The organism is Amycolatopsis sp. NPDC114478 (assembly GCF_055633805.1).
Genome location: NZ_JBVKDO010000046.1, coordinates 1 through 12,895 on the forward strand (window position 1 = coordinate 1; position 12,895 = coordinate 12,895).

The window sequence follows — 12,895 nt, forward strand, 5'->3', positions numbered from 1 at the left end:
TCGATCAGCCCGGGCATGCCCACGGTGACGGTGATGACCACGAACGTGACAACGCCGCCGGCCACCGCGATGCCCACGACGAGCACGATCGCGGTGGCGAGCCCGCGCGGGACCTTCTTGCGCGTCAGCCAGGAAACGGCAGGCGAGAACAGACCGGCCAGCAACAGGGCGACTGCGACGGGCACCACCACGGAGGCCAGCTTGACCGCCAGGAAGCCCACGACGGTCACGGCCCCCGCGACGACCAGCGCGCGCCAGCAGACGGCGGCCGCGACCCGGAGTCCGTAGGGAACCGCCGACAGGACCTCCGCGGAGGATTCGCTCTCCTGGCTCACCGGCTGATCGGCTGTCATGCGCGTCGGCCTTTCCGTGGTGTCACGACCCGTTCCGGCACGGACCTTACGGGGAAGGTCCCTGGGCTCGCCGGTAGCGGCCGAGCCGACGCGGCGGTCGACCCGGGGCGTTTCGGCGTCGCCGGCTCCGCCACAGCCGGGGCGGGCAGCACACCTCCTCCCGCCAGACGGTTCGGCACCACCCGGTTGCCGTCCCGGCCGGGCGGGCCTCGGTGGCCGGTACGCGGTCACCGACGTCCGTCCTCTTCCGTATTCCGTGGGGCATTGGGATCACGTAGTGTGCTATCGCCATACCCGGCCCCCTTTGGACAGGAGACGACATGCAGTTCGCGAGTGAAGAACAACAGGGGCCGCGGCAAGTGAAGGTCCTCGACCGTGAAGATATGGGCTTCGTTGTCGACGAAGGCAAAAGCTTCGGCTCCGGCAACGCTCACGTTTACTGTGTCGGCGTCCACTTCCCGGCCACGGGAGAAGTGAAGTTTTACGACAAGAGCAAGGTCACGACGGTCTGACGCCGCGCCGATCGACCGGGCTATCGGACGAACCGGCTGCTCGACTTCGTCGACTGGTCCAGTCTGCAAAGTATCTCGTCGAGCCAGACTCCGTCGCGCAGCGCGGCATCGAAACGAAACGCCCCTGCGGAACAGTTCGGTGTGCACACCAGGGAGCCGGCTCGGCGGCCAGGTGAGTTCGTCGGTGTCGACCACGGCATCGGCCGTGCGGATCGACTCTGCTGCGGCGTCCTTCTCGAACTCGTGGAGCACCTTCTCCTCCGCATTCGGTCGCGTCTCAACCAACTGATGGTCACTCTCTGCGTTCGCCGGGGCGGCTTCGGCGTGGCAGATCCGACGCCGGCCAACGAGCGTGTCGTCCGGCGCTCTCCCGGCCCCGGACAAGTAGGCTCATGGGAACAACGCCCGGTTGAGTGATGTAGCCCGCGCGTCCTCGCCGACCGAAGCCGATCCGCCGTCGTCGTGGCCGGCGTCGTCACGCCACCGAACCGCTGAACGTCGGCGGCGAATCAGACCGGCCTCCGAAGGGAACAACACGTGCAGATTCAGATCAGCACCGACAAGAACGTCCACGGCAGCGACGAACTGATCCAGCGGCTCGAGGCCGAACTCCAGTCGACGCTGTCGCGCTTCAGCGACCACATCACCCGCCTGGAAGTCCACCTGAGTGACGAAGTCTCGACCGGTGCGGCCAGCGTGGACCGGCGGTGCGTGATCGAGGCACGCCCCGAAGGCAGGCAGGCGGTCGCGGTCACCCACCATGCAGGCTCGGTGGACGAGGCGTGCCACGGCGCCATCCGCAAGCTCGAAAGCGTGCTCGAAACCCAGTCCGGACGAGCGGACCACCGCAAGGGAGGGGAGTCCATCCGCCACATGACGGAGGACGAGCCGCGGTGAGGCGCGCCGGTTCCTGATCGGGATTTTCGTGATTCTCCGAGCTCGACCATGGGTTCTCATTCGAATGATGCCGGGCGGCGGCTATCTCGCCGCTCGGCGAACGGAATTGGAACGATCTCTCGCCAATTTCGTTGGGGCACAGCTGGGGCGGACGGGCTGTCGCAACCACACTCGACAACACACAGTTGCCATCAACGGCAGACCCTCCCCGATCTGAGAGTCGATCGGCGGTGAAGCGGACGAAGCGGCCGTCGTCCATGCCACGGCTTTCGGTCGCGCTGACCGGCCACAGCAACCGTTGCGCGAGATCGGTGTCGCCGGGAAAGCGCACCGTGTAGCCGGCCGCGCGGCGAGTTCTCGGATGTGCTGGGTCGTGCCGGCCGCCCCGGCGCGTTCGAGCAGACGGGGATTACGAGCAGGAGCCGGCACCCGCCGGGGGGGGGGAGGAGCGGGTGCCGGCCGGAGGGTGACGCCTCAGCCTGCGAGCGTCACCTGGTTGTCGACCGCGGTCACCCCTCGGGCGAACCAGGCGGTCTGTTCGACCGCTCGGCGTTCGGCCGAGGAAGAGACCGTGCCCGAGAGCGTGACGTGGCTTCCGGTCACCCCGACTTCGACGAGCGGGGCGTCCGACGCCGCGTGCCGGCGCAGCGCGGCCTCGATCCGGCCTTGGGTTTCGGCCGGTGGGACGAGCGAGGTGGTGTTCAACGTGATCAGGTTCCGGATCCCGCTCACGCCCGGCAGGGTGGCCATCGCGTGCCGGGCGGCCTCACGCTGGAACTGCCAGTCCACCGTGCCGCGCAACGTGATCACCTGGTCGGTGACTTCGACCCGCACCGATCCCTTCGGCACGACCACTGTGCGGCGATCGAAGACGATCGCGGCCTCCCGGGCGAGGTCGTCGTCCGCCGGCGCGTCGGCGGCGTGCCGGACGACGACCTCGTCCGCGGTCACGGTGATGCCGTGGACGCGGGTCGCGGCGCGAAGGGCTTCTTCCGATTCGGGGTAGGTTCCGACGTTCCCGGACAGCGTCGCCGCGCCGTCGGTGACGGTCACGCCGATCTCCTCGGCGTTGACGCTGGGGGTCCAGGCCAGCTCGTCGGTGATCGCGCGCTCGAGCTCGTGGTCCGCCCTGTGCCGGGTCTGTGTCATGAAGTGACCGTGTTCCATCCAGCGGCCTGCGCCTAGAGTCCTGCGGCCTCTCTTCCGGGGCCGTTCGGCCGGCGGGCGACGCGGCCGGCCCGCCGGCACGGGCGTAAGGTGGAGGTGTCGTCCTGGACCCCGGCGAATTCGGTGCGACCGGGACCGAAGCCGGAATTTCGAGCCAGTCCCGGATTTCCTCATCTGATCAGCGGACCGCGCACGCATGGTCAACCATCGGCAAAAGGAGGATCAGGCATGTCGGAGATCGATGTCGGACCAGGTACCGCTGTCGCGGAAATTGACGGTCGGGCGGCAGAAGTCTGTGCGGTGTGCCCCCATTCCGTGGAATCGCACGACGTGATCGCGAGGCGGTTCTGTTCGGCAACGCTGGCGAGCGTGTTCACTCGCGGCTGCGTCTGTGCCGGCGGACCGGAAAAAGCCGCGACCACGGCGATGCGCGTCCGGAAATGAATGATTCCGTCATGAACGCCACTGGCGAGCCCGCCGGCGAGGTCCCCGGCCCGCAGGTGCGACAGGAGCGCCGGCCATGACCTTCGTGTCGAACAGTGCCGCGGGCCCCGTGGTCGACTCCCCGGCCGTCGGCAGGCGGCTGCGGTTGAAGTCGCCGGGTGCGGTAAAGGGCTGCTTCGACGACGGCTGGTGGCCACGCTCGCGGGAGCCGGTGGCGGAATTCAGCGCCCTGATCACCGCGCTCGCCGCCGACTCGGGCCCCGTGGACCGGATCGGCTTCAACCCGGCAACGTGGGACCTGGCTCCCCGGAAGCTCGTACTCGAAGCCGGTCTCGTGGAGTTGGCGGGTTTCGCCGGCCTGGACCGGCACACCATCGTCGTGATCGGACCGAGCATCCGCCGGTTGACCCTGCGGGTGATCCCCTCCCGCGTCGATCCGGCCGCGGCGGAGCGAGCGCTGAAGGCGTCCGCCGCGGCGGACGCCGTCGGCTCCGCCATGCTCATCCTGACCACCAGTGGCGCCCTCGGTCCGTCCACCGGAACGACGTGAGCACAGCCGCCGGCGTTCACCACACCGGCCGTCGCCGAGACGATCGATCAAGATCCGGCCGAGCAGTCAGGCTTCTTACTCCTCAACTGAAGACGGTCACCAGCGGCGCGAGGTGAACCGCGCCGAAGCCGTCGCGGAAATACTGGTATGGGCGGGAAAGTCGGTCCTGGTGCACGGCGTGGCCGCCGGAGGCCACGTGCTGCGCCATGAGCTCGCGTTGGCGCAGGAGCAGTTGTGGGTGCCGACGGAGCCGTTGCAGTCCCGCGAGTGGGGTTCTTGCGCTCCGACAGGGATATACTGATCGTGGTTCTGGGCGGCCGCGAACTCCTCGTTGCTGCCCCGGCAGCACTCTCTTTGTGCCTCGGACCCCGGCACCCTCCGCCATTTCGGTGTGCCACGCAGGCCGGTTCGCCGATTCGAATCTCCTTCGGGAAGGTCGAGGCGCCCATGTCCACCCGCACCACCTCAGCGCCCGGGCGACCGACCGTCCCCGCCCTCGATGTCGCCCACGCTGCGGCCTTGCCTGCTGAAGCGGTCCTGGACGCGCTCGGCGTCACGATCGACGGGCTGACCGCCGGCGACGTCGCCGAGCGGTCGGCGCGGGACGGGCCGAACGCGGTGTCATCGCACCGGGCGCGGTTGGTCCCGGTGCTGTGGCATCAGCTGCGGTCGCCGTTGCTGGTGCTGTTGATGGTCGCCGCCGTCGCGTCCTCCTTCGTCGGCGAGCGCAGTGACGCGGTGATCATCGGGGTGATCGTCGCGGTCTCGGTCGGGCTGGGGTTCGTCAACGAGTACCGCGCGGAAAAGGCCGCGGAAGCCCTGCACGCGCAGATCCTGCACGAGACCGTGGCGATCCGGGACGGCCACCCCGTGCAGGTGGACGTGACCGCGCTGGTACCCGGGGACGTCGTCGAGCTGAAGCTCGGCGACGTCGTCCCCGCCGACCTCCGGCTGCTGTCGGTCACCGGGCTGGAATGCGACGAGTCGGTGCTGACCGGGGAATCACTACCGCTGGAGAAGGACACAGCGGCCGTCCTGGAGGGCACCGCGCTGGCCGAACTGTCCGGATGCGCGCTGATGGGCACCGTCGTGCACGCCGGCAGCGCCACCGGCGTCGTGGTGTCGACCGGCGCCCGCACCGGGTTCGGGGCGATCGCCGCCGGCCTGGGCACCCACCAGCTCGACACCGAGTTCCAGATCGGGCTGCGGAAGTTCTCGATGCTGCTGGTGTACGTCGCCGGTGCGCTGACGACGTCGATCTTCGCGATCAATGTCGTGCTGCACAAGCCGATCTTCGACGCGTTGCTGTTCTCGCTCGCGATCGCTGTCGGCATCACCCCGCAACTGCTGCCCGCGGTCGTGTCGACCAGCCTCGCCGCCGGGTCACGCCGGATGAGCCGGCGCAAGGTGCTGGTCAAGCGGCTGGTGTGCATCGAGGACCTGGGCAACGTCGACGTACTGTTCACCGACAAGACCGGCACCCTCACCCTCGGGCGCATCGAGTACATGCGGGCCGTTGCGGCGGGCGGCGGCGGTCCTGACGAAGTGCTGCGCTGGGGGCTTCTCTGCACCGAGAACACCGCCGCGGTCGGCGGCAACCCGCTGGACCAGGCGCTGTGGGGGTCGCCGGCCTCGGTGGCGCAGCGGTCCGCGTTGGCCGGCTACACGAGGCTGGGCGTGCTGCCCTTCGACCACGAGCGGCGCATGATCTCCGTGGTCCTCCGCGATCCGGCGGGCCACACCGCCTTGGTGATCAAAGGTGCCCCGGAGACCGTGCTGGACCGCTGCACCGGTGTCCCGCCCGAAGCGCGGCACGCCCTGAACGCCGAGTTCGCCGCGGGCAACCGGGTCGTCGCCGTGGCCGTGCGGCCGTTCCCCGGCGGGCAGCCACCGGCGCCCGCGGACGAACAGGGCCTGACGCTGCTCGGGTTCCTGGTGTTCCTCGACCCGCCCAAGCACGACGCCGCGCGGTCCCTGCGGCGGCTGGGCGACCTGGGCATCGCGGTCAAGGTCGTCACCGGCGACAACCCCGCGGTTGCCGCGAAGGTCTGCCACGACATCGGACTCGGCGACGGCGCCGCGCTGACCGGGACCGAACTCGACGGTCTCGACGACACCCAGCTCGCCGACGCGATCACGCGGACGACGGTGTTCGCCCGGGTGAACCCGGAGCACAAGGCCCGTATCGTGCGCGTCCAGCGGCGCAGCGGCGGCGGGGTGGCGTTCCTCGGCGACGGTGTCAACGACGCGCTCGCGCTGCACGCGGCCGACGTCGGCATCTCGGTGGACTCGGCCACCGATGTCGCCAAGGACGCCGCGGACGTGATCCTGCTGGAGAAGGACCTCGACGTGCTCGCCGACGGCGTCACCGAAGGGCGGCGGATCTTCGCCAACACCATCAAGTACGTGCTGATGGGCACGTCCAGCAACTTCGGCAACATGTTCTCCGCCGCGGGCGCGTCGCTGTTCCTGACGTTCCTGCCGATGCTGCCCTCGCAGATCCTGCTCAACAACCTGCTCTACGACACCAGCCAGCTCGCCATCCCCACCGACACCGTCGACGAGGACCAGCTCCGCCGCCCCTCCCACTGGGACATCGGGTTCATCCGCCGGTTCATGGTCTTCTTCGGCCCGCTCAGCTCGGTGTTCGACTTCGTCACCTTCGGCGTCATGTTGTGGGTGTTCCACTCGGGCCCGGACCAGTTCCGCACCGGCTGGTTTGTCGAATCGCTGGCCACCCAGACCCTGGTGATCTTCGCCATCCGCACCCGGCGGATCCCGTTCTTCCGCAGCCACCCCAGCCTGCCCCTGACCCTGGGAGCCCTCGCCGTCGTCACCGTCGGCGCGTTGCTGCCGGCCACCCCGCTGGCCGGCACGCTCGGTTTCTCACCGTTGCCAGGCGTGTTCTTCGCGGCGTTGGCCGGGATGGTGCTGGGCTATCTCGCCCTGGTCGAGGTGGGCAAGCGCATCTTCTACCGAGTCGTGCGCACCAAGCCGGCCGGGCCACCCCCCGGCAGTCCTCGCCGCCACCTACGCCGTCGGGCCGCCTACTTCAGCACCGCGGACCAATCCGGGCGCCGGCCCGGCCAACGTGCCGAAATCCCCTTCGTCCAAGGACTTCGGTGACTAGTGATCCGCTGGCGGACAGACGAGGATGGTTGTCGGCACACCGTTCTCGAGTGTGGCCAGGAGGCAAGCGATGGCAGGCACGACGACACACACGGACCACGCACTCACGGCGTTCGCCGGCAAGTCGTAGTGCCGATGTACACGGATTCGTCCCCGGTTGGCCGGATCGGGGTGCTGCTCGTCGGGAGCCGCGGAACGGCGGGCCCGGGCGAGGTTCTGGTCAAAATTCGCGGAGGTACCGAAACCTACCGGGCCTACTCCGACGTGCCCCTGCCGAAGGGATCGACCGTCCTGGTCGTCGGGTGCCGCCCACACCGCGTTGTCGACGTCATCGTCTGGTCCGTCCCCTTCACCCACAGCTAGGAGAACAATGATGTTCGGTTACCGAGTACCCGCGCCCGACGAGGCGATGCTCATCTCCGGTGGCAAGACCAGCGGGGCGGGCGAAACACCGTTCCGGGTGGTCACCGGGCACGGCGCGTTCATCATGCCGTTCTTCCGGAAGGTGCGGTTTCTGACGCTGAGCATGGCCGAGGCCGAAGTGTCCGAAACTTGTGTGACGAAGCAGGCCATCACGCTCAACGTCCGCGCAGTCATCGCGTTCAAGGTCGGCAACGACACCGAAAGCATCGTCAACGCCGGCCAGCGGTTCCTCTCCGACCAGGAGCAGATGTCGATCCTCACCGGGCGGATCTTCGCCGGGCACCTGCGCTCGATCGTCGGCTCGATGACCGTCGAGGAGATCGTCACCGAGCGGCAGAAACTCGCCACCGAAGTGCTCGACGGTTCGGCCGCGGAAATGGCCAAGATCGGCCTGACCATCGACTCGTTGCAGATCCAGTCGATCGACGACATGAAGCTCGGGTACATCGCCGCGATGGCCGCGCCGCACAACGCCGCGATCCAGCGTGAGGCCCAGATCGCCCAGGCCCGCGCCGACCAGGCCGCGGCCGAGGCAGCGCAGGAGTCGCAGCGGAGGCAGGCGGAATACGCGCGCCAGACGTCGGTGGTGCAGGCCCAGTACAAGGCCGAGGTGGACAAGGCCCAGGCCGAAGCCGCCCAGGCCGGGCCCTTGGCCCAGGCGACGGCACAACGCGGAGTGATCCAAGCACGAACCGAGCTGGCTCAGCGCGAGGCTCTGCTGCGGCAGCAGCAACTGGTCGCGGAGATCGTGAGGCCTGCCGAGGCTCAGGCGGAGCAGGTGCGCGTGATGGCTCGCGCTGATGCCGAGGCGATGGAGGTCAAGGCCGCGGCCGCCGCGTCCCACGACCGCGTGGCCCTCGACCGGCTGATCATCGAGCAGCTTCCGCAAATCGTGCGCGAAGCGGCACTGGGGCTCAGCGGTGCCCACGTCACCGTCCTCAACGGAAGTGACGGTCTCGGTGAGATCGCCGCCGGTCTGGTCGGTCAGGGGATGGCGATCCTCGAATCGGTCAAGAAGGGTATCTCCGAGCCTGCCGCGCACCGCCCGGGTCAGGAGCCGGCCACGGGTGCGGCGGGGAAGGCGAACAGCCACGCTGCCGCGGGCTGATACCGCCTTCACGGGGTTGCCGGCACTAGGGACGGACGGAAGGCGGTGCCTGATGCGGGTGCTGACGGTGAATCCCGGCTCGTCGAGCGTCAAGCTGTCGGTCGTCGACGACGGCCTGGAGATCGACCGGGCCACGGTCGGCGACGCCTCGGCTGCCTCCGCTCGGCAGCCGCTGGCCGACCTGGTGGGCCGCCGGCACCCGATCGACGCGGCCGGCGTGCGGTTCGTGCACGGCGGCCTGAGTACCGACCCGGTGCCGCTGGACCACGCGGAGACCGCGCGGCTGACCGCCTTGACTCCGCTGGCGCCGCTGCACCAGCCCCTGTCGCTGGAACTGGCCGCGGTGGTCGCGGAGATCGTGCCGGGGCCGGTGTACGCGTGCTTCGACACCGCTTTCCACGCGCTGATGCCGGAATCCGCGGCGCACTACGCGCTGCCGAAGAGCTGGGTTCGCGAACACGAACTGCGCCGCTACGGCTTCCACGGTCTCTCCTGCGCGTCTGCCCTGGGCCGCACGGCCGAACTGCTCGACCGGGACCACGCCGAGCTGCAGCTGGTCTGCTGCCACATCGGTGCCGGTGTTTCGGTGACCGCTGTCCGCGACGGCCACGGTGTCGATACGTCGATGGGCTTCACCCCGCTGGAGGGGGCGGTGATGGCCACCCGCTCCGGCAGCGTCGACCCCGGCCTGCTCCTGTACCTGCTGCGATCCGGCGTCACCGACGCTGCCGGGCTCGACGACGCGCTCGACCGCGGGAGCGGCCTGGCCGGGATGACCGGCACCGGCGGCGACGTGCGGGACGTGCTGGCCGCGCGGGAGCGCGGCGACCCGGACGCCCGCACCGCGATCGAGGTCTATCTGCACCGGTTGCGCCGGGAGATCGGCTCGATGGTGGCGTCCCTCGACCGCCTGGACGCACTGGTGTTCACCGGCGGCGTCGCGGAACACCAGCCGGCCCTGCTGGCCGAACTCTGCGGACGGCTGGGGGTCTTCGGGGTCCGGACCGATTCCCGGCGCCTGGCCGTCGAAGGCGATCGGCAGGTCGGCCTGGAGCACGAGCCCGTGCGGGTACTGGTCGTGTCCGCGCGCGAGGGGCTGGAGATCGCCCGGCAGACGACTCTCGCGATGGCCGCCCGAGCGGCGGGTGCCGGAGGACCTCGCGATCGGTGACGAACGGCCGCAGCGCACCGGGCGGCCGCGCCCCTAGCGTCAGGACGGACGAAGGAGGTCTTCGATGCAAGCACGTGACATCATGAGCAGCCCCGTCGTCTCGGTGACTCCGGACATGACGGTGAAGTACGCCGCGAACCTGTTGTCCGCCCACGGCTTCACCGCGCTCCCGGTCCTCGACGCCGACGGCCGGCTGATCGGTGTGGTGACCGAAGCGGACCTCATCCGCGACCGGTTCCCGCGCGACGCGCGGTGCCGCAACGGCGCCGGCGTCGGCCCGGAAGACCCGTCGACGCCGCCGGCCGGGACCGTGGGCGGGGTGATGACCACCCCGGCCGTCGGGATGGGCGCCGGTACCGACGTGGTCGACCTGGTGCGGGTCCTGCTCGAAGACCGCATCCGCAGCATGCCGATCGTCGACGGCGGCCACGTCGTCGGCATCGTCACCCGGCGAGACCTCGTCCGGGCGCTCGCCCGGGACGACGCGGTCATCTCGACGGACGTCCGGCACCAGCTGTCGATCTACGGCGGGCCGCGGCGCTGGACCGTCGAGGTGCACGACGGCGCGGTCGAGGTCGTGGACGCGTTCGACGACGAGACCGACCGGCATGTCGCGACCGTGCTGGCGCAGGCGGTGCCCGGCGTGACCGCGGTGCGCGTGACCGGCACGAGCTCGACCGGCTGACCGGCCGGTCCGATCCGCTTCCGGAAGGCCACGGCGATGCCGCAGTCCACGACCCTCACCGACACCACGACCACGACCTCGCCGTACAGCGAGCACGACCGGGACCTGGATCTGAGGTGGTGGGCCGCGGCGAACTACCTGACCGTCGCCCAGATCTACCTGCAGGACAACCCACTGCTGCGCGAGAGCCTCTCGGTGGAGGACATCAAGCCGCGCCTGCTCGGGCACTGGGGCACCAGCCCGGGGCTGTCGATGGTCTACACCCTGCTCAACCGGCTCATCCGCGACACCGGCGTCGACTGCGTCTACGTCGCTGGTCCCGGCCACGGCGGACCGGCTCTGCTCGCGAACGTCTACCTCGAAGGCACCTACGGCGAGGTCTACCCCGGCGTCTCGGCCGACGTCGCCGGGCTGAGGAGGCTGGTGCGGCAGTTCTCCACGCCCGGTGGCGTGCCGAGCCACGTCGGCGTTCAGACGCCCGGCAGCATCCACGAGGGCGGCGAGCTCGGTTACGCCCTCGCCCACGCCGCGGGCGCCGCGTTCGACCACCCGGATCTGGTGGTGGCCTGCGTGGTCGGGGACGGCGAAGCGGAGACCGGGCCGCTGGCGGCGTCCTGGAAGATCCCCGCTTTCCTCAACGCCCGGCGTGACGGCGCGGTGCTGCCGATCCTGCATCTCAACGGGTACAAGATCTCCGGCCCGACGGTGCTCGGCCGGGCCGACGACACCGACGTGCTCGGGTTGCTCACCGCGCAGGGCTGGGATCCGGTTCTCGTGTCCGGCGACGACCCCGCCGCCGTGTTCACCGAACTGCACGCCGCTCTCACCGCCGCCCACGACCGGATCCGGGACAACCAGCGGCGGGCGCGCACCGGCTCGGCCGAGCCGTTCCGGCCGGTCCGCTGGCCGGCCATCGTCCTGCGGACCCCGAAGGGCTGGACCGGGCCGGACGTCGTGGACGGCATCGCGATCGAAGGCACGTTCCGGGCGCATCAGGTGCCCCTGACGCAGGTCCGCGAGGACGCCGGACATTTCCGGCTGCTCGAGAGGTGGCTGCGGTCCTACGACCCGGAGAGCTTGTTCGACGCCGCCGGCCGGCTCGTCCCGGAGCTGGCCGCGCTCGCTCCCGTGGGGGACAAGCGGATGTCCGCCGGCCCGTACGCCAACGGCGGCCGGCTGCTGAAGCGCCTCGACATCCCCGCTGTGGCACCGTATGCCGTCGCCGTGCCGGCGCCCGGAATCTTGCACCACGGCAACACCCGCCCGCTCGGTGAGCTGCTGCGTGACCTCTACCGCGCCAGTACCCGGGAGTCCGACGGCGGCGGCACGTTCCGGCTGTTCTGCCCGGACGAAACGGCAAGCAACCGGCTCGGCGCCGTCTTCGAGGCCACCGATCGGTGCCTGCAGGCACCGATCCTCACCACCGACGACCACGTCTCACCCGAGGGCCGGGTCATGGAGGTGCTCTCGGAGCACCTGTGCCAGGGGTGGCTGGAGGGCTACCTGCTTTCGGGCAGGCACGGCCTGTTCGCGACCTACGAAGCGTTCGCGATGGTGTCGGCGTCGATGCTGGTCCAGCACGCCAAGTGGCTGCAGCACGCCGCGGACCTGCCCTGGCGGCGCTCGGTCGCGTCGCTCAACGTGCTGCTGACCTCGACCTGCTGGCGCAACGACAACAACGGTTTCTCGCACCAGGGGCCGGGCCTGATCGACATCGCCATCCCGCTCGCGCCCGGGGTCGTGCGCGTCTGGTTCCCGCCGGACGCCAACACCACGCTGTCAGTGGCGGAGCACTGCCTGCGCAGCCGTGACCACGTCAACCTGATCGTCGCCGACAAGCAGGAGCACCTGCAGTACCTCGACCTCGAGGAAGCGGCCGCGCACTGCGCCGCCGGAGCGTCCACATGGGACTGGGCCGGCACCGAAACGGCCGACGAGGAGCCCGACATCGTGCTCGCCGCGGCCGGTGACGTGCCGACCTTGGAGGTATTGGCCGCCGCCCGGCTGCTGCGCGACTACGTCCCGTATCTGCGGGTACGGGTGGTCAACGTGGTCGACCTGATGGGCCTGCTCCCGCCCGGCGACCACCCGCACGGCTTCGGTGACCGGAAGTTCGAACGGCTTTTCACCGCCGGCGCCGATGTCGTGTTCGCCTTCCACGGCTACCCCCGGGCGGTGCACCAGCTGCTGCACGGCCGCCCCGGCCCCGGCCGGTTCCACGTCCGCGGCTACACCGAGCAGGGCAGCACCACCACGCCGTTCGACATGGTCGTGCTCAACCGGATGAGCCGCTACCACCTCGTCCTGGAAGCACTGCGCAGGTCCGCCCGGGTGCCCGAAGGAGGCGCGGCGCTGGCGCGGCATTGCGACGCCATGCTCGCCCGCCACCACGGCTACATCCGCGAACACTTCGAGGACATGCCCGAGATCCGGGCCTGGACCTGGGCCGGCTGACC

Annotated in this window: 11 protein-coding genes and 1 pseudogene; 9 read left to right on the top strand and 3 right to left on the bottom strand. The window is 69.9% G+C overall.

Annotation, left to right across the window (positions count from 1 at the left end; translation table 11 throughout):
- Positions 1-353, bottom strand: a pseudogene (locus ACZ7OH_RS51145) (AI-2E family transporter); the annotation flags it as partial.
- 320 nt (positions 354-673) lie between these two features.
- Here ACZ7OH_RS51145 and ACZ7OH_RS51150 point away from each other — a divergent pair.
- On the top strand, positions 674-865 hold the full coding sequence (locus tag ACZ7OH_RS51150) for a hypothetical protein (protein ID WP_470287601.1): 192 nt from the start codon (positions 674-676) through the stop codon (positions 863-865).
- A 537-nt stretch (positions 866-1,402) separates the two neighbouring features.
- Entirely contained in the window at positions 1,403-1,762 is a 360-nt protein-coding gene (locus tag ACZ7OH_RS51155; protein WP_470287602.1) for an HPF/RaiA family ribosome-associated protein, read from the top strand.
- A 474-nt stretch (positions 1,763-2,236) separates the two neighbouring features.
- Here the strand turns inward: ACZ7OH_RS51155 and ACZ7OH_RS51160 are convergent, their stop codons facing one another.
- Positions 2,237-2,911, bottom strand: a complete 675-nt coding sequence (locus ACZ7OH_RS51160; RefSeq protein WP_470287603.1) for a BON domain-containing protein — start codon at positions 2,909-2,911, stop codon at positions 2,237-2,239.
- A 246-nt stretch (positions 2,912-3,157) separates the two neighbouring features.
- Between ACZ7OH_RS51160 and ACZ7OH_RS51165 the strand changes: the two genes are divergently transcribed.
- Together ACZ7OH_RS51165 and ACZ7OH_RS51170 are read left to right on the top strand one after the other, a co-directional pair.
- Complete coding sequence (locus ACZ7OH_RS51165; RefSeq protein WP_470287604.1) at positions 3,158-3,373, top strand: RGCVC family protein; 216 nt, start codon at positions 3,158-3,160, stop codon at positions 3,371-3,373.
- Between the two features lie 76 nt (positions 3,374-3,449).
- A complete protein-coding gene (locus ACZ7OH_RS51170; protein WP_470287605.1) occupies positions 3,450-3,923 on the top strand; it encodes a DUF5994 family protein in 474 nt (157 codons plus the stop codon).
- Between the two features lie 82 nt (positions 3,924-4,005).
- Here the strand turns inward: ACZ7OH_RS51170 and ACZ7OH_RS51175 are convergent, their stop codons facing one another.
- Entirely contained in the window at positions 4,006-4,131 is a 126-nt protein-coding gene (locus ACZ7OH_RS51175) for a hypothetical protein (protein ID WP_470287606.1), read from the bottom strand.
- A gap of 239 nt (positions 4,132-4,370) precedes the next feature.
- Between ACZ7OH_RS51175 and mgtA the strand changes: the two genes are divergently transcribed.
- From mgtA to ACZ7OH_RS51200, 5 genes are all read left to right on the top strand, one after another.
- On the top strand, positions 4,371-7,049 hold the full coding sequence (gene mgtA, locus ACZ7OH_RS51180) for a magnesium-translocating P-type ATPase (protein WP_470287607.1): 2,679 nt from the start codon (positions 4,371-4,373) through the stop codon (positions 7,047-7,049).
- Positions 7,050-7,425: 376 nt separating this feature from the next.
- Entirely contained in the window at positions 7,426-8,583 is a 1,158-nt protein-coding gene (locus tag ACZ7OH_RS51185) for an SPFH domain-containing protein (RefSeq protein WP_470287608.1), read from the top strand.
- A gap of 52 nt (positions 8,584-8,635) precedes the next feature.
- On the top strand, positions 8,636-9,754 hold the full coding sequence (locus ACZ7OH_RS51190) for an acetate/propionate family kinase (RefSeq protein WP_470287609.1): 1,119 nt from the start codon (positions 8,636-8,638) through the stop codon (positions 9,752-9,754).
- 64 nt (positions 9,755-9,818) lie between these two features.
- Positions 9,819-10,439, top strand: a complete 621-nt coding sequence (locus ACZ7OH_RS51195; RefSeq protein WP_470287610.1) for a CBS domain-containing protein — start codon at positions 9,819-9,821, stop codon at positions 10,437-10,439.
- Positions 10,440-10,475: 36 nt separating this feature from the next.
- A complete protein-coding gene (locus ACZ7OH_RS51200; protein ID WP_470287611.1) occupies positions 10,476-12,893 on the top strand; it encodes a phosphoketolase family protein in 2,418 nt (805 codons plus the stop codon).
- The last annotated feature ends 2 nt before the right edge of the window (positions 12,894-12,895 follow it).

Excerpts from the sequence above, each read along its gene's own strand:
- ACZ7OH_RS51200 (WP_470287611.1), top strand. The coding sequence starts at position 10,476 with ATGCCGCAGTCCACGACCCTCACCGACACCACGACCACGACCTCGCCG.
- ACZ7OH_RS51150 (WP_470287601.1), top strand. The coding sequence starts at position 674 with ATGCAGTTCGCGAGTGAAGAACAACAGGGGCCGCGGCAAGTGAAGGTC.
- ACZ7OH_RS51190 (WP_470287609.1), top strand. The coding sequence starts at position 8,636 with ATGCGGGTGCTGACGGTGAATCCCGGCTCGTCGAGCGTCAAGCTGTCG.
- ACZ7OH_RS51170 (WP_470287605.1), top strand. The coding sequence starts at position 3,450 with ATGACCTTCGTGTCGAACAGTGCCGCGGGCCCCGTGGTCGACTCCCCG.
- ACZ7OH_RS51160 (WP_470287603.1), bottom strand. The coding sequence starts at position 2,911 with ATGACACAGACCCGGCACAGGGCGGACCACGAGCTCGAGCGCGCGATC.
- mgtA (WP_470287607.1), top strand. The coding sequence starts at position 4,371 with ATGTCCACCCGCACCACCTCAGCGCCCGGGCGACCGACCGTCCCCGCC.
- ACZ7OH_RS51165 (WP_470287604.1), top strand. The coding sequence starts at position 3,158 with ATGTCGGAGATCGATGTCGGACCAGGTACCGCTGTCGCGGAAATTGAC.
- ACZ7OH_RS51175 (WP_470287606.1), bottom strand. The coding sequence starts at position 4,131 with ATGGCGCAGCACGTGGCCTCCGGCGGCCACGCCGTGCACCAGGACCGA.
- ACZ7OH_RS51195 (WP_470287610.1), top strand. The coding sequence starts at position 9,819 with ATGCAAGCACGTGACATCATGAGCAGCCCCGTCGTCTCGGTGACTCCG.
- ACZ7OH_RS51185 (WP_470287608.1), top strand. The coding sequence starts at position 7,426 with ATGTTCGGTTACCGAGTACCCGCGCCCGACGAGGCGATGCTCATCTCC.